General features: G+C 39.3%; 19 protein-coding genes and 1 pseudogene. 17 read left to right on the plus strand and 3 right to left on the minus strand.

Annotated features, from left to right (window positions below):
• Positions 1 to 3: 3 nt before the first annotated feature.
• The 5 genes from ACOMA9_RS02250 to ACOMA9_RS02270 all read left to right on the plus strand — a co-directional run bounded on the left by ACOMA9_RS02250 (position 4) and on the right by ACOMA9_RS02270 (position 6,094).
• Entirely contained in the window at positions 4 to 2,568 is a 2,565-nt protein-coding gene (locus ACOMA9_RS02250) for a pneumococcal-type histidine triad protein (RefSeq protein ID WP_421424521.1), read from the plus strand.
• 477 nt (positions 2,569 to 3,045) lie between these two features.
• Positions 3,046 to 3,543, plus strand: coding sequence for a GAF domain-containing protein (locus ACOMA9_RS02255; protein WP_049514024.1), 498 nt, complete (start codon positions 3,046 to 3,048; stop codon positions 3,541 to 3,543).
• The gene (dnaX, locus tag ACOMA9_RS02260) at positions 3,543 to 5,207 is read left to right on the plus strand and encodes a DNA polymerase III subunit gamma/tau (protein ID WP_421424523.1); all 1,665 of its coding nucleotides are present in this window, start codon (positions 3,543 to 3,545) and stop codon (positions 5,205 to 5,207) included. The genes ACOMA9_RS02255 and dnaX overlap by 1 nt, the downstream gene beginning before the upstream one ends.
• A 38-nt stretch (positions 5,208 to 5,245) precedes the next feature.
• Positions 5,246 to 5,440, plus strand: a complete 195-nt coding sequence (locus ACOMA9_RS02265; RefSeq protein WP_003042586.1) for a DUF3272 family protein — start codon at positions 5,246 to 5,248, stop codon at positions 5,438 to 5,440.
• A gap of 237 nt (positions 5,441 to 5,677) precedes the next feature.
• Positions 5,678 to 6,094, plus strand: coding sequence for a YjdF family protein (locus ACOMA9_RS02270; RefSeq protein WP_151380077.1), 417 nt, complete (start codon positions 5,678 to 5,680; stop codon positions 6,092 to 6,094).
• A 58-nt stretch (positions 6,095 to 6,152) separates the two neighbouring features.
• On the opposite strand, the gene birA is transcribed toward ACOMA9_RS02270, so the two are convergent.
• Together birA and ACOMA9_RS02280 are read right to left on the minus strand one after the other, a co-directional pair.
• Positions 6,153 to 7,088, minus strand: coding sequence for a bifunctional biotin--[acetyl-CoA-carboxylase] ligase/biotin operon repressor BirA (gene birA / locus ACOMA9_RS02275; RefSeq protein WP_421424526.1), 936 nt, complete (start codon positions 7,086 to 7,088; stop codon positions 6,153 to 6,155).
• A gap of 2 nt (positions 7,089 to 7,090) precedes the next feature.
• Positions 7,091 to 8,092 (minus strand): LacI family DNA-binding transcriptional regulator, encoded by a 1,002-nt coding sequence (locus tag ACOMA9_RS02280; RefSeq protein ID WP_421424528.1) that lies wholly within the window; start codon positions 8,090 to 8,092, stop codon positions 7,091 to 7,093.
• A 241-nt stretch (positions 8,093 to 8,333) separates the two neighbouring features.
• Between ACOMA9_RS02280 and ACOMA9_RS02285 the strand changes: the two genes are divergently transcribed.
• From ACOMA9_RS02285 to ACOMA9_RS02310, 6 genes and pseudogenes are all read left to right on the plus strand, one after another.
• The gene (locus ACOMA9_RS02285) at positions 8,334 to 9,512 is read left to right on the plus strand and encodes a galactokinase (RefSeq protein WP_421424530.1); all 1,179 of its coding nucleotides are present in this window, start codon (positions 8,334 to 8,336) and stop codon (positions 9,510 to 9,512) included.
• Positions 9,513 to 9,584: 72 nt separating this feature from the next.
• Positions 9,585 to 11,066 (plus strand): UDP-glucose--hexose-1-phosphate uridylyltransferase, encoded by a 1,482-nt coding sequence (gene galT, locus ACOMA9_RS02290; protein ID WP_330944944.1) that lies wholly within the window; start codon positions 9,585 to 9,587, stop codon positions 11,064 to 11,066.
• A 97-nt stretch (positions 11,067 to 11,163) separates the two neighbouring features.
• Positions 11,164 to 11,373 (plus strand): annotated as a pseudogene (locus tag ACOMA9_RS02295) (UDP-glucose 4-epimerase GalE); the annotation flags it as partial.
• Positions 11,374 to 11,516: 143 nt separating this feature from the next.
• Positions 11,517 to 11,651: a DUF4044 domain-containing protein gene (locus ACOMA9_RS02300; RefSeq protein ID WP_003024272.1), complete on the plus strand. Its 135-nt coding sequence runs from the start codon at positions 11,517 to 11,519 to the stop codon at positions 11,649 to 11,651.
• 57 nt (positions 11,652 to 11,708) lie between these two features.
• Positions 11,709 to 13,019: a GTPase ObgE gene (gene obgE, locus ACOMA9_RS02305; protein WP_195322987.1), complete on the plus strand. Its 1,311-nt coding sequence runs from the start codon at positions 11,709 to 11,711 to the stop codon at positions 13,017 to 13,019.
• A 14-nt stretch (positions 13,020 to 13,033) separates the two neighbouring features.
• Positions 13,034 to 13,195: a hypothetical protein gene (locus tag ACOMA9_RS02310; protein WP_003024275.1), complete on the plus strand. Its 162-nt coding sequence runs from the start codon at positions 13,034 to 13,036 to the stop codon at positions 13,193 to 13,195.
• A 32-nt stretch (positions 13,196 to 13,227) separates the two neighbouring features.
• On the opposite strand, the gene ACOMA9_RS02315 is transcribed toward ACOMA9_RS02310, so the two are convergent.
• Entirely contained in the window at positions 13,228 to 14,178 is a 951-nt protein-coding gene (locus ACOMA9_RS02315; protein WP_195673205.1) for a polysaccharide deacetylase family protein, read from the minus strand.
• 178 nt (positions 14,179 to 14,356) lie between these two features.
• Between ACOMA9_RS02315 and ACOMA9_RS02320 the strand changes: the two genes are divergently transcribed.
• From ACOMA9_RS02320 to ACOMA9_RS02345, 6 genes are all read left to right on the plus strand, one after another.
• Entirely contained in the window at positions 14,357 to 15,643 is a 1,287-nt protein-coding gene (locus ACOMA9_RS02320; RefSeq protein ID WP_421424534.1) for a homoserine dehydrogenase, read from the plus strand.
• Between the two features lies 1 nt (position 15,644).
• Complete coding sequence (gene thrB, locus ACOMA9_RS02325; protein ID WP_421424535.1) at positions 15,645 to 16,511, plus strand: homoserine kinase; 867 nt, start codon at positions 15,645 to 15,647, stop codon at positions 16,509 to 16,511.
• Between the two features lie 359 nt (positions 16,512 to 16,870).
• Positions 16,871 to 17,800: a hypothetical protein gene (locus ACOMA9_RS02330; RefSeq protein ID WP_421424537.1), complete on the plus strand. Its 930-nt coding sequence runs from the start codon at positions 16,871 to 16,873 to the stop codon at positions 17,798 to 17,800.
• Between the two features lie 144 nt (positions 17,801 to 17,944).
• Positions 17,945 to 19,273 carry a PTS sugar transporter subunit IIC gene (locus tag ACOMA9_RS02335; RefSeq protein ID WP_421424539.1) on the plus strand — a complete coding sequence of 443 codons (1,329 nt, stop codon included), beginning with the start codon at positions 17,945 to 17,947 and terminating at the stop codon, positions 19,271 to 19,273.
• Positions 19,266 to 20,108 (plus strand): alpha/beta hydrolase, encoded by an 843-nt coding sequence (locus ACOMA9_RS02340; RefSeq protein WP_421424541.1) that lies wholly within the window; start codon positions 19,266 to 19,268, stop codon positions 20,106 to 20,108. The genes ACOMA9_RS02335 and ACOMA9_RS02340 overlap by 8 nt, the downstream gene beginning before the upstream one ends.
• 201 nt (positions 20,109 to 20,309) lie before the next feature.
• The gene (locus tag ACOMA9_RS02345; protein ID WP_421424570.1) at positions 20,310 to 21,158 is read left to right on the plus strand and encodes an aldo/keto reductase; all 849 of its coding nucleotides are present in this window, start codon (positions 20,310 to 20,312) and stop codon (positions 21,156 to 21,158) included.
• Positions 21,159 to 21,246: the final 88 nt, after the last annotated feature.

A 21,246-nucleotide genomic window follows, 5' to 3' on the forward strand; every position in this document is an offset into this window, starting at 1 on the left:
AAAATGAAGAAAAAATATATTGTTGGATCTATTGCAGTTCTTGCATTGAGCATTTGTGCGTATGAGCTAGAACGTTATCAAAGTGTTTCTAGCAAAGCAGACAATCGTGTAGCTTATGTTGATAGTAAGTCGAAAGCCAAAGCGAAAAAGGCTGAGAATTTGACTCCTGATGAAGTGAGTGCCAAAGAAGGAATCAACGCAGAGCAGATTGTTGTTAAAATCACAGATCAAGGCTATGTAACGTCTCACGGTGATCATTATCATTATTATAATGGGAAAGTCCCTTATGATGCGATTATCAGTGAAGAGCTGATTATGCGGGATCCAAACTACACTTTGCAGCAGTCTGATATTGTCAACGAAGTAAAAGACGGCTACATTATCAAGGTGAATGGCAAGTATTATCTTTATCTGAAAGATCCGAATCATACAAGCAATGTTCGGACAAAAGAAGAAATTGCTCGCCAAAGGGCAGAATACAGTGGAAAAGGGCATAAGGGCGCAAAAGGAACTGTAACTACAGCTGTCAAAGAAGCTCGTGCGCAAGGTCGTTATACGACAGACGATGGCTATGTCTTCAATCCGACAGATGTGATAGAAGATACTGGAGATGGCTTTATTGTACCGCATGGCAATCATTTCCACTATATTCCAAAGAAAGATTTGTCTCCTAGTGAGTTAGCTGCTGCTCAAAACTATTGGGACAATAAAACAGGCAAAAGTCGTCCACAATATCCGTCCAATTCAGGTCAAATTCCTCAGTCAAACGGAGGAATGAACCATCCGTCGTTGGACTATCGTCCTGCTAATCCGGGAACGCCTAATCATACAGGAAATCAGCAAACTCAGCCTTTTCAACCAGCTCCAAAACAAACTGAACCGAAGCGTGGAAATAAAGCTGAAATCATTAAATTGCTGCGGCAATTGTATGCGACTCCTTTGAGTCAACGACATGTAGAATCAGACGGTTTGATATTTGACCCAGCACAGATTACAAAGCGGACTTCTAACGGAGTGGCTGTTCCGCACGGCAATCATTATCATTTTATCTATTACAATGAAATGTCTGATTTGGAACGAAAGATTGCGCAGATGATAACGCCGGGTGAGGATTATTCGGAAGCTAAGCAATCGGATCAAGCGCAACAAGATCATCAAGCAACACCAGATAAAAATCAGCAAGATACTGGCAAAACTTCTGATAAAAACGAGAAGAAAGAAGAACCTGCTGAAACAGAAGTTAGTGATGAGCAGATTAAAACCTTTATTAGTAAGGCAGAAGCTTTGTTAGAGAAAGTTTCAGATGTGCGTCAAAAAGCAAACTTTGAAGAGCAAATAAACGGCCTCAACTCAAATCTGTTATTAGGTATAGAGGAGAAAGAGAGCCTGCTTGCGAAAGCAAAAGCCTTGTTATCCGAAATAGTGAAAGCAACTGGTTCAGATAATGATTCTGCTAGTCAAAACACAGAATTTGCAAAGAAAGCGAAAATTGTGTTGATGTCTATCCGAAAAGCATTGGAAACAAAAGGAAATGCAAGCGATAAACTGGCTCAAGTGAATGATTTGCTCCAAAAAGTGGCAGACAAGAATGCGGATAAATTGGCTTTGCTAGACCAAGTCTTGAAACTCTCCGCCGAAGTGCACCCTGACCGCGCAGGCAAAGCAAATTCGCAAATTGCTTATACGGCTGATGAAGTAGCATTAGCTAAAGCTGCAGGTCGTTATGCAACATCGGACGGTTATATCTTTGATCCGCATGATGTGACAGAGGAGCAGGGAGATGGCTACACTGCGCCACACATGACACACAGCCATTATATTCCTAAGAAAGATTTGTCAGAATCTGAGCGTAAGGCGACAGAAGAATATCTGAAAACCAAAGCGCCGAATGAAAAGAAAGAAGACAAGCCTAAAACTGATCCAAAGCAACCTCAAAAAGAAAGTGCGCAATCAATCTATGAACGCGTGACACCAGCTAAAAAAGTGCCGGTTGAGGCAATGCCATATCATACAGCTTATGTTGTGGATTACAAGAATGGGCAATTGATTATTCCGCACCATGATCACTATCACAATATTTCTCTCTCTTGGTTTGACGAAGGTCTTTACAACGCGCCAGAGGGTTATAGCATGGAAGATTTCCTTGCTACGGTGAAATATTATGTGCAAAATCCAAACGATCGTCCTCACTCTGATGATGGCTTTGGTAATGACAGCAACCATGGTAAGCAAAACCAATCAGATGATGGCAAGAATTATGCACCAAATGAAGAGTCAGAGGATAAGAAAGACGACTCTGCAAGTAAAGAGGTAGATGATGAAAAGGAAAATTCAGAAGGGACTGAAAAACCAACAGTTAATGCTGAAGAAGAAGCTGAAAAGGCACGCGCAGCAAGCTATGGATTGTCTCTGCAAGATTTCCGAGCAAAAATGATTAAAATTGCTTTTAAATATGGTTTGAGCTTAGAAAAGTTTACCTATCATCCTGCAAACAAGACGGTCAGCTATACTGATTTGACAGGAACTGTCAAGTCTATCAATGTACTCACAGGAGAATTGGTTTCTTAATAATGCACCCCTCAAGAGTTGGAAATTGACTTTCCAGCTCTTTTGTTATTCTATGTTTATAAAGGGAAGTTTATCTTGTCCGCCAGACGGATAAGATAAACTAAAAGAGATTCACTCCGTCCGCCGGGCGGATAAGCCAAACCAAAAGGATTTCACTTTGTCCGCCGGGCGGATAAGCCAAACCAAAAGGATTTCACTTTGTCCGCCGGGCGGATAAGATAAACTAAAAGAGATTCACTCCGTCCGCCGAGCAGACAAGCCAAACCAAAAGGAATTCATTCTGTCCGCCGAGCGAATAGAACAAACCAAAACTAATTTACCCTGTCCGAGGGTCGGCTAGCCTCAATCAAAAGAGATTTGCTTCGTCCGACCCTCGGACAACCTTTTATAAACTGAAAAATCTATCATTTTTGAGGAATGACTTGTCCACTTGCGAAAAAACAGTCACGAGGCTGTTTTTTTGATATAATAGAAAGTATGAATCAATCAGAAAAAATTTCAAATTATCAATTACTTTTAGCACAACTTGAAGCATTACTAGAAGGCGAAAGCAATGCGTTGGCGAATCTCTCAAACAGCTCTGCTCTGCTAAACCAAGCCTTGCCTCATTCTGTCTTTACTGGCTTTTATCTTTATGACGGAAACGAGTTGGTGTTAGGTCCTTTTCAAGGGGGCGTTTCCTGCGTGCACATTGCTTTAGGAAAAGGGGTCTGCGGTGAAGCAGCAGCCAAACGGCAGACGATGATTGTAGAAGATGTGACCCAACATGGCAATTACATTTCCTGTGATAGTAGAGCTCGCAGCGAGATTGTAGTACCAATGGTCAAAAACGACAGCCTAGTAGGGGTGTTGGATTTGGATTCTCATCTGGTGGCAGATTATGATGAGATTGACCGAGAATATCTGGAAAATTTTGTGGCTCTTTTACTAGAGAAAACAAGTTGGAATTTTGAAATGTTTGGAGACAAAGCCTAATGTATCAAGCTTTATATCGAAAATACAGAAGCCAAACCTTCGGTCAGCTAGTTGGGCAGGAGGTTGTGGCGACAACCTTGCGGCAGGCAGTTGAACAGGATAAAATCAGTCATGCCTATCTCTTTTCAGGTCCCAGAGGGACAGGAAAGACCAGCGTAGCCAAGATTTTTGCTAAGGCAATGAATTGCCCCAACCAAAAGGATGGAGAGCCTTGCAATGACTGTTATATTTGCCAAGCCATTACCGAAGGAAGCCTAGAAGATGTCATTGAGATTGACGCGGCTTCTAATAATGGTGTGGATGAAATCCGAGATATTCGTGACAAATCTACTTATGCTCCCAGTCTAGCGAAGCACAAGGTTTATATCATTGATGAGGTTCACATGCTCTCAACAGGCGCTTTTAATGCGCTTCTTAAGACTTTGGAAGAGCCGACAGAGAATGTTGTCTTTATTTTAGCAACGACGGAGCTGCATAAAATACCAGCAACCATTCTCTCGCGTGTTCAGCGCTTTGAGTTCAAGTCGATTAAGACCAAAGATATTGTAGAACACATTGAGTGGATTTTGCAGCAAGAAAATATTGACTTTGAAAATGAAGCGGTGCAGATTATCGCAAGACGAGCAGAAGGTGGGATGCGGGATGCCTTATCTATCTTGGACCAAGCCCTCAGCTTGACTCAAGACAATCAGCTGACAACGGCTATTTCTGAAGAAATCACGGGTTCTATCAGTTTAGGAGCATTAGACGCGTATGTAGCAGCTGTATTAGCGCATGATACGTCAGTGGCATTAAAAAATCTTGATGTCATATTCGACAGCGGCAAAAATATGGCTCGCTTTGTCACAGACCTGCTGCAATATCTTAGAGACTTGCTCATTGTTAAAACAGGTGGTGGAAATACGCATACGAGCGAAAGTTTTTTAGACAATCTCAATACACCACAGGAGAGATTGTTCGACTTGATTGAGATTGCAACGAAAAGCCTTTCGGAAATCAAAAATAGTCTGCAGCCTAAAATTTATACAGAAATGATGACCATTCGACTGGCAGAAGGACAAGAAAAAGCAGAATTGCCATCAAATCTAGCGAGTGAGTTAGAAACGCTAAAGGATGAAATCAGCCAGCTTAAGAATCAATTAGCAAGTTTGCAGTCAAATTCTGTACCTAGTAAGCCAGTACAGGGAACACAATCAGCCAAAACAAGCAAAGGATACCGGGTAGATCGTCATAAAGTAAATGCGATTCTGCAAGAGGCAGTTGAAAATCCTAGTCTGGCTCGCAGTAATTTAACCAAGTTGCAGAATGCTTGGGGAGAAATTATTGAAAGTTTAGCCGGAGCAGATAAGGCGCTTTTAGTCGGCTCACAACCCGTCGCAGCTAACGAAAACCACGCCATTTTGGCATTTGAGTCGAGCTTTAATGCAGAACAAACCATGAAACGGGAAAATCTTAACACCATGTTTGGCAATCTCTTAAGCAATGCTGCTGGATTTTCTCCGGATATCTTAGCTATTTCGATGACCGACTGGACAGAGATTCGGGCTGAATTTTCGGCTAAAACGCGTGGAGAAAACGCACCACAAACTGAAGAAAAAGAGAATACAGTCATTCCAGAAGGATTTGATTTCTTAGCGGAAAAAATTACCGTTCAAGAGGACTGAATTTAGATTTTTCTGCTTTTTCGTGCTATAATAGAATCATGACAAGACAACAATTTTTTACAACAGCTTTTTTCACAGCGATTGAAACGTATTTTTTTAACGAAGCAATGATGTCAGGACACTATTTATTTGCTGTTTTCTGGGCGCTTCTAGTGATTCGCAATTTACAGGTGAGCTATGTCATGGGTAAAATAGTGGACGAAATTGATAAACATATCAAACGTAAAAAATAAAAAGAAAGGTTGGGGCAAAAATCCTCAACCTTTTCTCTTCTTTTCAATTTGAAAAAATGCTCTGCTTGCGGTAAAATAAAAGTGCAAAGATAAAAACACAGTTTCGGTTGGTAGTCCGAACATATACGTGGTATGCCAGATTTGTTTTTCTAATGACAAATTGAAGCAGGTCACGACTATCAGTAACCCTCCTCCTTGGTTGTCCCTTCTTTGTAATGTATTTAAGGAGGATGCTGTATGGAACATGTTTCACTAGAATTGACCATATACTTTGAAAATGGCTTTTATTATGGCTTATTTGAGCAAGAAAATGCTCAAGGTTTGTCTGTTTGTCGGGTGACATTTGGAGTTGAGCCCCAAATGAACGAGGTTTTAGAATTTGTTAATCAGAAGTTTTCACAACTACAATTTAGTCCGGCTGTTGCAGTAAAGAAAAAAAGACATTGTGCAAATCCCAAACGCTTGCAGCGATTAGCAAAAAAAGAAATGAAGCGTGAAAAACGCTCAACGAAATCACAAGACGCACTAAAACTGCAACAAGAGTTAGATAAACAAGCTAAACGTTCCAGATTGAAAGCTCAAAAAGAATATATGCAAAATAGAAAATTCCAATTAAAACAGCAAAAACGCAAAGAAAAGCACAAAGGTCATTGATTTTGTGCTGAAAAAGAAGGAGAAAATTGATGGTTACTCAATTTTCTCCTTCTTTTATTTACCAACTTGTTAAAGAAACTTCACCGCTGTTTAGCCACATTTCTTGTCCGGTATCTAATTGGATCAATAGCTGCCCGGTATCTGATATTTCCTTGGCAACTCCTTTGTATTCTTTGTCATTCTGGCAAAAAGTGACCGTCCGACCTAAGACAAGGGAATGTTGTTTGTAAAGGTAAATCAGCTCGTCTGGCTCACATTCATAGAAAGCTTTCCAAATCTCAGCAATGAGTTCATTGCGTGTGATAGATTGATTTTCGTGGAAGAGAGAGTCAGCCTTATTTTTTAACTCTTTCGGAAAATCAGAGATTGCGAAATTGATGCCCACTCCAATAATCACATCAGTGACTAAGCCCGTCTCGACAGAAGTAATAGCTTCGGTTAAAATGCCGGCTATTTTCTTGCCCTTGTAGTAAATGTCATTGACCCATTTAATGTCCATTTCCATTAAAGTGAGGTCTTTAATAGCCTTGTAAATGGCTCCAGCAGTCAAGATAGTATAGGCGGGAATTTGTTGAAAAGGAAGATTGGGTTTCAGATGAAGGGACATATAAATCCCGCCTTGATCTGGAGCAAAATAATTTCTGCCAAAGCGTCCACGACCAGCTGATTGAGAGGAAGCTAGATAGAGGGTGTTGGCAGGATTGCCAGCTTCAACTCCTGCTTTGGCATCAAGTTGAGTGGATTTGCAGTTTGGATTGAAGGAAACTTGAATAGGAGCAGTTTCTTCTATTTTCTCAGCAATCAATAAATCACCTGAAAGGAGCTTATAGCCTTTATTTTTAACGGATTCAATGTGAACGCCTTCTTTTTCCAAATGTTGAATAGCTTTCCAGATAGAAGTGCGTGAAATTCCTAACTCCTGTGCTAATTTTTCACCGCTGATATAGTCAGATTCTCGACTTAAAATGTCGAATAAAATTTCGTATGTTTTCATTTCTATAAGCTGCTCTTTCTAAGGGTCAGTTTGGTGGCAAGTGTTACCATACGTGGAATGGTCGAGCCAGGATGTTGAAATTCCTCGTGCAGCAGTTGCAAACCTTGTCTGCCCATTTCCTCTGTAAAGACAGTGACCGTGCTGAGTGGTGGATAGACGTACTTAGCAATAGATGTATCGTTAAAAGCAATCAAACTAACACGATCTGGTACAGGGATGTCCGCTTCTTGAAGTGCTCGAAGGGCGCCAACAGCTAAGGCGTCACTTGCCATGAAAAATGCAGTTGGAAGTTGTTCACCTAAATTTGCAATCAATTCTTTCATCATAGAATAACCTGATTCAGATGAAAAGTTTCCTATTTTGACGTATGTTTCTTGATAAAGTTGTTTTTCAGTTAGATAATTTTTAAAGGTTACCAAGCGTGGATCAGATAGGATAGTAGTTTTGTCAGAAGTTTGTTCTTGCCCAACTAGCAGCCCAATTTGTCGGTGTCCCCTTTCTAAAAAGTGGTTCAGAACAGTTGTAACGGAATTTTCAAAATCTGTCGTGACGCAGCTATGTCCATAGGCAAGCGTATTGCTATCAATAAAAACAAGTTGTTCTGTGTAGAGTTCCAGCTCCTTTATCTTTTGAGGGCTGAATTTTCCAATCGCGATGATGCCGTCAACTTGATCGAGATGATTTAATTCTTCATTATTGAAAAAGCGCATAACATCATAGGCCAATTCTTGAGCTTTTTTCTCTACCCCAAGACGAATGGCATAGTAGTAGAGGTCGTCTAGTTCCTCCTCTTCTGTGTACCATTCTACGATCGCAATTCTGCGGTTTTGGGAATTTCGCGTGCTTCCTCTTTTTGTTTTTTTATATTCTAATTCTTCTGCAATATCAAATATCTTTTGGCGAGTCTCGTCACTCACAGACATGGATTGGTCGTGATTTAAAACGCGTGATACAGTTGCTGGAGAGACACCAGCACTTTTTGCGATATCTTTAATCGTTGCCATGATTGTTTCCTAATTTCTTTAAAGAATATGTCTATTATATCTTAAAAATTAGTAAAATACAAAAATATTTAGTAAATTTCCTAAAAATTAGTATGAAAGATTGACGAGTATTATTTTTTACAACTTGATTGATAAAATTTTGGTAAAATTTTACTAAAATACTTGAAATTTTACTAATGATGTTTTATAATAAAGATGATAAAACGGTTACAAGACCTAACAAAATAAAAGGAGACTTTTTATGTCAACAACTCTTTCTATTCAACAATTGCGTTCAAACTTTGCAACAATTTTTGGGGCAGAAGCAGATCACACATTTTTTTCACCGGGACGCATTAACCTGATTGGTGAGCATACAGACTACAATGGTGGTCACGTTTTTCCTGCGGCTATTTCGCTGGGAACTTACGGAGCGGCACGCAAGCGTGACGATAATTTACTTCGTTTTTACTCAGCAAATTTTGAAGACAAAGGGATTATTGAGGTGCCGCTAGAAGATCTTCGTTTTGAAAAAGAGCATAATTGGACGAATTATCCAAAAGGGGTGCTTCATTTCTTGCAAAAAGCAGGACATGTCATTGATAAAGGGATGGATGTCTATGTTTTTGGAAATATCCCAAATGGTTCAGGTCTCTCTTCATCGGCTTCTTTAGAGTTACTAACAGGAATAATTGCAGAGAGACTATTTGATTTAAAATTAGAGCGTTTAGATTTAGTAAAAATTGGTAAACAAACAGAGAATGAATTTATCGGTGTTAATTCAGGAATCATGGATCAGTTTGCTATTGGCATGGGAGCAGATCAACGGGCAATTTACTTAGACACGAACACGCTCGAATACGACTTGGTACCGCTTGATCTCAAAGACAATGTGGTTGTCATTATGAATACAAACAAGCGTCGTGAACTAGCAGACTCCAAATACAATGAACGCCGTGCAGAGTGTGAAAAGGCAGTCGAGGAATTAAAGCAAAAACTCTCTATTGCAACCTTGGGTGAATTAAATGAGTGGGATTTTGATGAATACAGCTACTTAATTCAAGATGAAAATCGACTCAAACGTGCTCGTCACGCTGTATTGGAAAATCAACGGACACTTCAAGCTCAAGCTGCTTTGCAAGCTGGCAATCTGGAAAAATTCGGTTGCTTAATGAATGCGTCTCATGTCTCACTTGAACATGATTATGAAGTCACAGGATTAGAGTTGGATACTTTGGCTCATACTGCATGGGAGCAAGAAGGAGTACTGGGCGCTCGCATGACAGGAGCAGGATTTGGCGGTTGTGCCATTGCTTTGGTTCGCAAAGATGCAGTGGAAGCTTTTCAAAAAAATGTTGGGCAAAAATATGAAGAAGTCGTAGGTTATGCACCGAGCTTCTATATTGCTGAAATCGCTGGTGGCAGCCGTGTGTTGGATTAAGCGAGCGTTTTACATAATAGTAATAAGGGCTGACGAGGATTTCAGCCCTTTCTATAAAAGAAAGGAAAATCAATGGCACGAAATTTACTGAATGCCTTTGTAACAGAGGTCATAGCAAATAGCTCTTTTACAGAAATTGACCGAATTTATTTGACAAATCGCGTCATGAGTCTGGTTGGAGAGGAAGCTGCAAAGCAAGAGACAACAGTAACCAGCTTAATTGATCTCAAAGATGATTTACTAGAAGTTGCTTTAGCAGTTGGAAAAATCGGCTCAACTCTTGCAGAACAGGATATTCTTGGGGCAGAGTTGATGAATTTAGTCACGCCAGCACCTAGTCAACTCAATCAGCAATTTTGGCAAACTTATGAACAAAATCCTGAACGAGCTATTGCTGATTTTTATGAGCTTAGCAAACGTAATGATTATATTAAATTGAAAGCCATTGCTAAGAATATTGCCTATCAAACACCGACTGAATATGGTGATTTGGAGATTACGATCAACCTTTCTAAACCAGAAAAAGATCCCAAGGGAATTGCAGCAGCTAAGAAAGCCAAGACGAGCCACTATCCAGCTTGCCAGCTTTGTTTTGAAAATGAAGGGTATCAAGGGCGACTAGATCATCCAGCGCGAGCGAATCATCGAATTATCCGCTTTGATTTAGCCGGGCGAGAATGGGGCTTTCAGTATTCGCCCTATGCATATTTTAATGAGCATTGTATCTTTTTAGATAGCAAGCATACTCCTATGACTATCAGTCGTGCTACTTTTGAGCGTCTTTTGGACATTGTAGAGACTTTTCCAGGTTATTTTGCAGGCTCCAATGCGGATCTTCCTATCGTAGGAGGCTCCATTCTCACTCACGACCATTATCAAGGTGGACGACATACTTTTCCTATGGAAAAGGCAGAGCTGGACAACACTTTCACCTTTGCAGGTTTTGAAAATGTAGAAGCTGGTATTGTCAACTGGCCCATGTCGGTTTTAAGGTTGCAATCAACTGATAAATCCGTATTGATAGATTTGGCGGATAAGATTTTACAGAAATGGCGCAGTTACTCCGATCCGACTGTTCAGATTTTAGCTGAGTCAAATGGTGAACTACATCATACGGTTACTCCAATAGCACGTCAAAAAAATGGTAAGTTTGAGTTAGATTTGGTTCTTCGGGACAATCAAACGTCAAAAGAATATCCAGATGGTATTTATCATCCGCATAAAGATGTTCAACACATCAAGAAAGAAAATATCGGCTTGATTGAGGTCATGGGCTTGGCAATTCTCCCACCTCGTTTGAAAAATGAGATAAAAGAAGTTGAAGAATTTCTTTTGGGACAAAGAAAAGAAGTGGCTCCTTATCATCAAGCGTGGGCTGAGCAGTTAAAAACTAGCCATTCAGATATAACAGCAGAATCAGTCCAGACAATCGTGCGTGCTTCGGTTGGTCAGATTTTCAAACGTGTCTTGGAAGATGCAGGTGTTTACAAGCGCACAAAAGAAGGTCAAATCGCCTTTATGCGTTTCGTTGAATCAGTTGGTCTTAAGAAATAGCGCCCTTTTTATGATATAATCTAAAAAATAGGAAGGAATGGTTATGGCAATTTTAGTATTAAGAGGAGCTGGTTATATCGGCTCCCACATGGTTGATCGATTGGTTGAAGCCGGACGAAAGGTGACAGGACACCCCATTCCACCTGAAATCGCAGATCGTCGCCCAGGAGATCCGGATACACTTGTCGCATCGTCTGACAAGGCACGTCAGGTCTTGGGTTGGCAATCGAAATTTGACAATATTGAGATGATTATCGAAACAGCTTGGAAATGGCATTCGACACATCCAAACGGTTACGCTGATTAACATTGAAATCCAGCAGGAAGCCTGTTGGATTTTTACTTTTTAGTAATTTTCAGTTGTAATCTTTTTATTTCAGCTATCATTTGAAAAACTCTCACCTTCATGTTACAATTAAGAGAACAAATTAAATATATAGAGGTAATATCGTGGCTTTTGGTGATAATGGACAACGGAAAAAAACAGGATTTGAAAAATTGACTTTGATTGTCGTTGTTATCATGTTATTGGTAACAGTCGGAGCAATCTTTGCAAGTGCACTTGGTGCTTTGAGTAATTTCTAATCCTCAAACGCTTGAAAGAGCGTTTTTTTAGAGTGAAAAACGAGAGAAGAGAAAAATATGAGTATGTTTTTAGATACAGCCAAGATTAAAGTCAAGGCTGGTAATGGCGGTGATGGCATGGTAGCTTTCCGCCGTGAAAAGTATGTCCCCAATGGCGGACCTTGGGGCGGTGATGGTGGTCGTGGTGGCAATGTTGTTTTTGTCGTAGATGAAGGACTTCGTACCCTGATGGATTTTCGTTACAATCGTCATTTTAAGGCTCAATCTGGTGAGAAGGGAATGACTAAGGGAATGCACGGTCGTGGAGCAGAAGACCTCATAGTTCATGTACCACAAGGAACAACTGTTCGTGATGCTGAAACAGGGAAAATCCTGACAGACTTGATTGAAAATGGGCAAAAGTTCGTCGTAGCTCACGGCGGTCGCGGCGGTCGCGGCAATATCCGCTTTGCAACGCCTAAAAATCCAGCTCCAGAAATTTCTGAAAATGGTGAACCGGGACAAGAACGTGAACTCCAGTTGGAGCTGAAAATTTTGGCAGATGTTGGTTTGGTCGGATTTCCGTCTGTTGGAAAATCCACTCTTTTAAGTGTTATCACTTCTGCTAAGCCGAAAATTGGCGCTTATCATTTCACGACCATTGTACCTAATCTTGGAATGGTTCGGACGCAGTCCGGTGAATCTTTTGCTGTGGCAGACCTGCCTGGCTTGATTGAAGGAGCCAGCCAAGGTGTAGGACTTGGAACACAATTTCTTCGCCATATTGAGCGAACTCGTGTCATCTTGCATATCATTGATATGTCAGCTAGTGAAGGACGTGATCCTTACGAAGATTATCTTGCTATCAATAAGGAATTGGAATCCTACAATCTTCGCTTAATGGAACGTCCACAGATTATTGTTGCTAATAAAATGGACATGCCTGAAAGTGCAGAGAATCTAAAAGTCTTTAAAGAAAAATTAGCAGCAAATTATGATGAATTTGATGAACTGCCACAGATTTTTCCAATTTCAAGTCTGACAAAACAAGGCTTGTCAACGCTTTTGGATGCAACTGCAGAATTGCTAGATAAAACGCCCGAATTTCTGCTTTACGATGAGTCAGAAATGGAAGAAGAAGCCTACTATGGCTTTGATGAAGATGCTCCAGCCTTTGAAATTTCACGCGATGATGACGCTGCCTGGGTTTTATCTGGTGATAAGTTGGAAAAACTCTTTACCATGACGAACTTTGACCGTGAGGAAGCTGTCATGAAATTTGCACGGCAACTACGTGGTATGGGGGTAGACGAAGCATTGCGGGCGCGTGGTGCTAAGGATGGTGACTTAGTTCGCATCGGCAAGTTTGAATTTGAATTTGTAGACTAAAAAGGAGTGATATCATGGGTGATAAACCAATATCCTTTCGCGATGAAAATGGCAATTTCGTTTCTGCAGCTGACGTTTGGAATGAAAAAAAGCTTGAAAAACTTTTTAACAAACTCAATCCGAACCGAAAGCTTCGCTTGGAACGTGAAAAATTAGCACAAAAGAAAAAAGAATAGGACTTGCTCATTTTTGAGCTAAGTCCTATTCTTTAATTTGTCGCAATTTCATTTAATAAGTCTTGGGCAGTTGTGGTTGGATTGACACGGACACGGTTGAGGGTTAGAAGTCCGTCATTAAGAGAAGCTAGTCCATTGTTGGTTGTTAACCCCATTTTATAGCCGAGGCTTTCAGCAATCTGTGTCGTTGTTTCACTATAACGTCCAGAAGGATAAGCAACCGTCGTTGTGTTTTGTGACAGGTTGCTGTCTAGATATTGCTTAGAAACTTGCAATTCTGTCGTTTGTGTTTCAGCATTTGCAAGGGATAAATCTGGATGATTAACGGTATGATCTTCAAAAGACATTCCCTTTTGCTTCATTTCCTTGATTTGCTCAAGCGTCAGCATATCCTCGCGTCCATTTTCGACAAAACCAGTAATGACATTATTGGTTGCCCGCATTTGGTATTTTTGAAGAAGTGGGAAAGCATTGGTGTAAAAATCTCTCAAACTATCATCAAAGGTCAACCAAACGACTTTTTTATTTTTCGGAAGGACATTTTCAGTCAAAACTTTATAGGCTTCCTTTGGCGTGAGAGTATAATAGCCAGCGTCTTTTAGAGCTTTCAAATGACTTTCAAACGTTTCAGGCGAGACAATCAAACCAGCATTTGCTGCTTCAGAAGGATCCATATTGTGAATCGCATGGTACATCAAAATAGGGAATTTAACAGGCTGATCTTGCCTTATCCATTTCACTTTGCTTACTTTTTCACTAGATCCAGATGTTTCTTTAGTAGTTGCTTGAGAAGTAGAAGATTTGCTCACTTGTGAAGTGGCAGTTCTTGTATGGTTATTAGCCAGATTTGTTCCAGAGCGTTTCCACATAAATGTTCCTGCAATCACTAGAACAACCAATAAGATGAAGCTTATAATAGCACGCCGTTGTCTCCTCTTACGAATACGATTTCGTACAGAACGATTACCAGAATGTTTTCCCATTATGTGGAACTCCTTTTACTTTTAAATCACTATGTATATTTTACCATATTTCTGACTAACCGTTCACAATTTTTTAAAATAGATTTCTATTATTTTTATAAAAATCCTGAAGTCTGCTTACTAGAAAAAAACTAGTTTATTTGCTATAATAAAAAGAATAAAATCTCAAGGAGTAGTCATGTCTATTAAAATTGCTTTACTTGGTTTTGGGACAGTTGCTAGTGGTGTTCCATTTTTATTGAAAGAAAATAGTGAAAAGATTGTGCAAGCAGCTCATTCAGAAATTGAAATTGCGAAAGTATTGGTAAAAGGTGATGCTGAAAAAGAACGCTTGTTAGCAGCAGGAAATCATTTTAATTTTGTCACGACGATTGATGAAATTGTAAATGATAATGAAGTAACGATTGTCGTTGAATTGATGGGGCGTATTGAACCTGCAAAAACTTTCATCACTCAAGCGTTAGAAGCAGGTAAACATGTTGTCACTGCAAATAAAGACTTGCTGGCAGTTCATGGCGCTGAGTTGCTTGAGATTGCTGCAAAACACAAGGTGGCTCTTTACTATGAAGCGGCAGTAGCGGGAGGAATTCCGATTTTACGCACGCTTGTTAATTCCCTAGCTTCTGATAAAATTACGCGTATTCTCGGTGTGGTCAATGGAACGTCCAACTTCATGATGACCAAAATGGTAGAAGAAGGTTGGTCTTATGAGGCGGCACTTGCTGAAGCACAGCGACTTGGATTTGCAGAAAGTGACCCAACCAATGATGTGGACGGAATTGATGCTGCATATAAAATGGTTATTTTAAGTCAATTTGCCTTTGGAATGACGGTTAAATTTGAAGATGTCGCCCACCAAGGCATTCGCAATATTACACCAGAAGATGTAGCAGTTGCGCAGCAATTAGGCTATGTTGTCAAATTAGTTGGTTCCATTGAAGAAACGGAATCAGGTCTCGCTGCAGAAGTCACACCGACCTTTTTACCAAAAACTCATCCTCTTGCTAGTGTGAATGGCGTGATGAATGCAGTCTTTGTGGAATCTATCGGTATTGGTGAGTCAATGTATTACGGTCCAGGTGCCGGACAAAAACCCACCGCAACAAGTGTTGTTGCAGATATTATTCGGATTATTCGACGGATTAATGAAGGAACCGTTGGAAAAGCCTTTAATGAGTTTCGGCGTGAATTAGTTCTGGCTAAACCAGAAGATCGTAAGAGCCCGTACTACTTTTCGATATTGGCACCTGATGCGAAAGGACAAGTTTTACGCTTAGCAGAAATTTTTAATGCTGAAAATGTCTCCTTTAAGCAAATTCTGCAACAAGGAACAGACGGAAATACTGCACGTGTTGTGATTATTACCCATGCTGTCAACAAAACGCAGCTAGAAAATGTCACTCGAAAATTGCAGGCAACTTCTGATTTTAAATTATTGAACACCTTCAAAGTATTAGGAGAATAAAATGAAAATTATTGTACCTGCAACGAGCGCAAATATTGGTCCGGGATTTGACTCGGTTGGTGTAGCTGTCAGTAAATATCTAACCATTGAAGTTTTGGGAGAAAGCGACCATTGGCTGATTGAGCATGATTTGGAGCGGCGTATTCCTTCTAACGAACGGAATTTATTGATTAAAGTGGCGCGCAGAATTGCTCCAGCTATTCAACCTCATCATTTAAAAATGACAAGTGATATTCCTTTAGCGCGTGGTCTGGGTTCTTCTAGTTCCGTTATTGTTGCAGGGATTGAACTGGCAAATCAATTGGCAAGTTTGCAGTTGTCAAATGCTGAAAAATTGAATTTTGCGACGAAAATTGAGGGACATCCAGATAATGTGGCACCTGCTATTTATGGTAATTTGACGATTTCTAGTTATTTAAACGAGAAAGTTTCAACTGTGGTGACGGAGTTTCCAGAAGTAAGCTTTATTGCCTATGTTCCAAATTATGAATTGCGTACTAAAGACAGCCGTGGCGTTCTTCCAAAAGGTTTATCTTATCGTGAAGCTGTCACTGCAAGCTCTGTAGCGAATGTGGCTATTGCCGCTTTAATGAAGGGCGATATGGTAACAGCGGGGCGTGCTATTGAGTCCGACCGTTTTCATGAGCATTTTCGCCAAGGTTTGATTAAGGAATTTCCAAAAATCAAGATGTTGGCAAAGAAAAACGGTGCGTATGCGACTTATCTATCAGGAGCAGGACCTACTGTGATGGTTCTAGCACCAAAAGACCAGTCGAATATGATAAAAGAAAAAATAGAAGAGCAACAATTTAAAGGACAAGTTTTTGACCTTCAGGTTGATTGCCGAGGCGTTCGAGTAGAAAAATGAGAAGAGAGTGAAGAGGGTGGAACAGAACTAATGAAACGAAAATTTAGTTCGTAATCCTACCTTCGTAAGGTTGCTCAATAGTCTGAGAGATTATTGAGGTGGCAGATAAAGAAAACAAAGTTTTCGCCTAAAGTGGCTCTTCCGAGCTTGAAAAGTGAACCGCTTGGAAAGCTCTATCTGCCACCTCAAGACAGTACTTTGAGCAATCAGTCGCTGCATCGTTGATTTATTACATAGTATGCTTTTAGGTTGGGAATTTTTGTCCTAACCTCTTTTAATATTCTTACAAAAAATTCCCTCTTGTCTATTTATTCAAATGTATGCTATAATAAATAAAGAATATATAAAGGAGTCCGGCTATGAATAAACTTGATTTGCAGGCACTTGCGGATGAGTTGGGGTTGCAGTTTGATGAGACTTCATCTGTTATTTTTGGTCAAAAAGGTGGTTATACTTTCTATATTGAACAAACGAATCAAAAAAATCAATATTGTATTTGTTGTTCGGTAAAAAATGGTGAAGCATTACCGTCTTTGGAAGAATTTAAAGAATTGACGAAATCTTCTAAGGCTTTGAAAACTTATCAGGTTAATTTATATAAAGCAACTTTTTATATTAAAACTGGTATGACTAAAGGAAAAACACGTGAACATATTCGTCAGGGATTACAAGATATTATCGCGTTCTTGAAAGAAAGAAATCTGACGAATGTTTGCGAGCAGACAGGAAAAGCAGGGCAAGTAGATCTTTATCAAGTCGGAGGAAATCTTTTACTGCTTTCACCAGAAGCCTTTCAGGAATTAAGCTCAAACTTGTCAATTGAAAACCAAGTTTATGACCACCAAAAGGAAAGTATCTTAGCAGGAACGGTAGGAGCTTTTCTAGGGAGCTTGATAGGGGGAATTGTTACCTTGGTGATTGCTCAACTTGGATATGTAGCTGTTGTTGCAGGGATTGTCATGGGAGTTTGTACAATCAAAGGATATGAATTGTTAGGTAAAAAGTTATCCAAAGTTGGGATTGCAATCAGTGTCGTGTTTATGTTTGTGATGATGTTGGTTGCGCACCAATTTGACTATGCAATTCAGCTTGCAAAAGCAGAAAGAGCAGATGTTTTTACCGCTTTTACTTATCTGACAAATTATATCTTAAATGGTAATGAAGTACATATTTCTTATTGGACAAATCTTGGTTTGCTATTATTGTTCACAGGTGCTGGGGCTGTGGGAACGATTATCAGTGCTCTTTCCGCACAATCACAGAAATATCTTACAAGAAAATTAGGGTAAGTTTAAATATTTTAAGGCTTGGATTTTCATCTGAGCCTTTTTAGGTCTGATTAAAAAACATTGAATAATAAATATTCAAACATGTAGCATTTAATTTTAAAAAGGCTAATTGAATTGTCATCTCAACTATGCTACAATCAAGCTATGATATTCAATAAATTAACCAGAAAAAGTCGTATAGATCAATACTTAATAAAAAAAATGATTGCCTTTCGGCAAATGAGTTTCATTAAAATTACACAAGAAACATTGGTATCGCTCTTTCCGTTTTTTTTGCTGACGACGATAACGATGATTTTTTCTGAATCCATTTTTGGTATAAATGGCTATATCAACAATCTTTTTGCGATTCGGCACTGGTTTCCCCATTTTTCAACTATTAGCTTAGTTACGACAAATTTCACTTATCTGATAGGGGGATTGGCAGGACCATTAGCGACTTATTTTAGTGCAAAATACACAGCTGGTTATTATGGTCGTAGTACAGGGACAGCTGGGATTACAGCCTTTATTTTTAGCTTATTAGTTAATTCGCGCGAATTATTTTCGGTGGTTTTAAATGACGGCGCTTTGACGAGAATCAATCTTCCTGTCAATATCAATCTAATTGTTGCGATATTGATTGGTTATGTGGTGGGACAAATTTTTCGATTTTCAAGTCCGAATGATGATCATATTGTAGATGAGCATTTTATTTATTACCCTAAAACGTTGCGTCCTATCTTTTGCTCGTTTGCTCTGGCTGCCTTGGTTAGTTTTCTCATTAATCTAGGCAATCGATACAATGTTTTTTCAACAATTATAACTTTTTTGTCAGGCTTAATTGTCAATCGAAACAATATATTTGTCATTGAAATGAATACCGCCTTACGGACTTTTAGCGCTTGGATTGGAAATAGTAATCCATTTAATGACCTGCCATTTATCAATGACTCCTTTGCCTTGGATAATCTCAATTATGCTTTGAAACATCATACTACAACAGGGGTACCTTATCTTTTTTCAACGACCAATCTGTATGATGCCTATGGAACATTTGCGGGACTGGGGGGAGTTTTAGCTCTTCTCGTAGCTATTCTATGGAAATCTCGGAGCGACAAAGACCGAGATGTGAGTTTGAAAAGTATTTTCCCTTCCCTTTTTAACCATGGTGTAGCCTTTATGGTTGGGATTCCTATATTTTTCAACTTTCTATTTTTAATCCCTTTTATCCTCGTACCCATGCTGAATGTCTTTGTAGCTAGTATTTTTCTATATTTTAGAATAATGCCTCCGGCTGTCTATCCAGTTCCTAGCGGAGCGCCAAGTGTACTTTATGCTTTTATTGGGACAGGCGGAAGTTTGCGAGCATTAGCAGTAGGAATTTTCATTTTTATTATCGATGTTCTTATTTATATCCCCTTTGTGAGATTTAATGACCGGATTCATGAGGAACTCAGACAAATGGATCAGAAAGGAGGCGAACATGACTAAAAAGGTAAAAATAGTGCTACTAATTGTTCTAATTTTTTTGATAGGATTAGCAATTCCCTCTTACAGTTGGACAAGAAAAAACATTGATCAAATTGCTAAATTTTATAATGCTCGTTTGTCGCCAATCATTATGATACCGGGAAGTTCTGCTACGGAGAACCGCTTTGACGGCTTGGTTCAAAAGCTCAATCAAAGACGTCGTGGGGTTAAGCATAGTTTACTTAAAGTGAAAGTATGGAACGATGGACGGATTACTTATAGCGGTTCGATTGCTGCTAATGACAATGAACCGATTATTGTTATTGGATTTGAAAATAATAAAGATGGTTATAGTAATATCAAAAAGCAAGCTAAAATGGTTAATGCTGCGTTTGAGGACTTGCAAGGAAAATATAATTTCAATAATTTTAAAGGATTGGGGCATTCTAATGGCGGTTTGATTTATACAGCATTTATCGAGAATTATCTTGGAGATTATGATGTGAATCTAAAAAAGTTAATGACAATCGGAACGCCTTATAATTTTACTGAAACAAATATTAATAACAAAACAGAAATGTTAGCTGACTTTATTAAGAATCGTAAAAATATTCCTAGGACCTTAGCGATGTACTCCGTAGCAGGGACTATTACTTATGATTCGGATGAATTGGTTCCTGATACAAGTGTAAGTGCCGGTAAGTATATCTATCAAGGACAAGTAGCTCACTATACAGAAACTACTGTCACAGGAGAAGATGCACAACACTCTGACTTGCCAACCAATGATGAAGTTGTGGCGTTAATCCAAGAACGCCTTATAGATAGACAAAACCAGCGAAATCAAAGAAATTGAGAAGAAGTAGGACAGATGACTAGGGTTGCTGACACAATCTTGGTCATCTATCCTAGTATCTTCTTTTTTTGTTGTTATAAATTATGAATCGGATGATAATTGCTATTCATTTTTTTGCATACTACTCTGCAATTTTACTATTGTACTTTTTCTGAAAAGAGCGTTATACTTATGATAAAAATTGTGAAAAGAGGAAATCACATACAAAATCTAACCTTAAACAACGGTGTCGAAATTCCAATTTTAGGTTTTGGAGTGTACCAAATTGCTCCCAAAGATACTAAGAGTGCTGTGCTAAATGCTATCAAGGCAGGTTATCGTCATTTTGATACTGCTCAAGCCTATGCCAATGAAAAGGAAGTAGGCGAGGCGATTCGAGAGTCTGGGATTGACCGCAAAGAGTTTTTCATCACTAGTAAAGTCTGGCTATCCAACTATGGCTGCGACAAGGCTTATGCCTCGGTTTTAGAATCTCTTGACAGAATGGAGTTAGATTATCTGGATCTTATGTTGCTCCACCAACCTTTTGGTGACTATTATGGTGCCTACCGTGCTTTGGAAAAACTTTACAAAGAAGGAAAACTTCGAGCGATTGGTGTGTCTAATTTTTATCCAGATTGTCTCAGCGACATTGTAGCTTTCAATGAGATTACACCACAAGTCAATCAAGTGGAAACTCACCCACTGAATCAACAGATATTCGCACAAGAAAATATGATAAAAAATAAGGTGCAAATTGAATCTTGGGCTACTTTTGCAGAAGGTCGTGGTGACATTTTCAACAATCCAATTCTCAAAAGTATTGCTGATAAACATGGTAAATCCACTGCACAAGTCATGGTTCGCTGGCAAGTTCAACGGGGAATTGTTTGCTTGACTAAGTCTTCACGCTTTGAGCGAATGAAGGAAAATATTGATGTTTTTGACTTTGAACTCAGTGCAGAAGATATGACAAAGATTGCAAGTATGGACACCCAAACCAGCCTTTTCTTTAATCATCAAGAAGCCAGCACAGTAGATCTCTTTTTAGGATTTCTGGGGAGAAAATGAGAACAGGATTTTCGTTTGAAAAAGATTATGATATATGTAAGTAATCGGATGTAAAGAATGCTTTATTATAATTTTTGAAAGATTATCT

Origin of the sequence: Streptococcus atopicus (assembly GCF_049166725.1) — a bacterium.
GTDB lineage: Bacteria > Bacillota > Bacilli > Lactobacillales > Streptococcaceae > Streptococcus > Streptococcus hominis.

Coding starts and splice junctions, on each gene's coding strand:
- ACOMA9_RS02330 (WP_421424537.1), top strand. CDS start 16,871: ATGAATAAACTTGATTTGCAGGCACTTGCGGATGAGTTGGGGTTGCAG.
- ACOMA9_RS02335 (WP_421424539.1), top strand. CDS start 17,945: ATGATATTCAATAAATTAACCAGAAAAAGTCGTATAGATCAATACTTA.
- ACOMA9_RS02285 (WP_421424530.1), top strand. CDS start 8,334: ATGTCAACAACTCTTTCTATTCAACAATTGCGTTCAAACTTTGCAACA.
- obgE (WP_195322987.1), top strand. CDS start 11,709: ATGAGTATGTTTTTAGATACAGCCAAGATTAAAGTCAAGGCTGGTAAT.
- ACOMA9_RS02255 (WP_049514024.1), top strand. CDS start 3,046: ATGAATCAATCAGAAAAAATTTCAAATTATCAATTACTTTTAGCACAA.
- birA (WP_421424526.1), bottom strand. CDS start 7,088: ATGAAAACATACGAAATTTTATTCGACATTTTAAGTCGAGAATCTGAC.
- ACOMA9_RS02315 (WP_195673205.1), bottom strand. CDS start 14,178: ATGGGAAAACATTCTGGTAATCGTTCTGTACGAAATCGTATTCGTAAG.
- ACOMA9_RS02310 (WP_003024275.1), top strand. CDS start 13,034: ATGGGTGATAAACCAATATCCTTTCGCGATGAAAATGGCAATTTCGTT.
- ACOMA9_RS02250 (WP_421424521.1), top strand. CDS start 4: ATGAAGAAAAAATATATTGTTGGATCTATTGCAGTTCTTGCATTGAGC.
- dnaX (WP_421424523.1), top strand. CDS start 3,543: ATGTATCAAGCTTTATATCGAAAATACAGAAGCCAAACCTTCGGTCAG.
- ACOMA9_RS02280 (WP_421424528.1), bottom strand. CDS start 8,092: ATGGCAACGATTAAAGATATCGCAAAAAGTGCTGGTGTCTCTCCAGCA.
- ACOMA9_RS02265 (WP_003042586.1), top strand. CDS start 5,246: ATGACAAGACAACAATTTTTTACAACAGCTTTTTTCACAGCGATTGAA.
- galT (WP_330944944.1), top strand. CDS start 9,585: ATGGCACGAAATTTACTGAATGCCTTTGTAACAGAGGTCATAGCAAAT.
- ACOMA9_RS02340 (WP_421424541.1), top strand. CDS start 19,266: ATGACTAAAAAGGTAAAAATAGTGCTACTAATTGTTCTAATTTTTTTG.
- ACOMA9_RS02320 (WP_421424534.1), top strand. CDS start 14,357: ATGTCTATTAAAATTGCTTTACTTGGTTTTGGGACAGTTGCTAGTGGT.
- ACOMA9_RS02270 (WP_151380077.1), top strand. CDS start 5,678: ATGGAACATGTTTCACTAGAATTGACCATATACTTTGAAAATGGCTTT.
- thrB (WP_421424535.1), top strand. CDS start 15,645: ATGAAAATTATTGTACCTGCAACGAGCGCAAATATTGGTCCGGGATTT.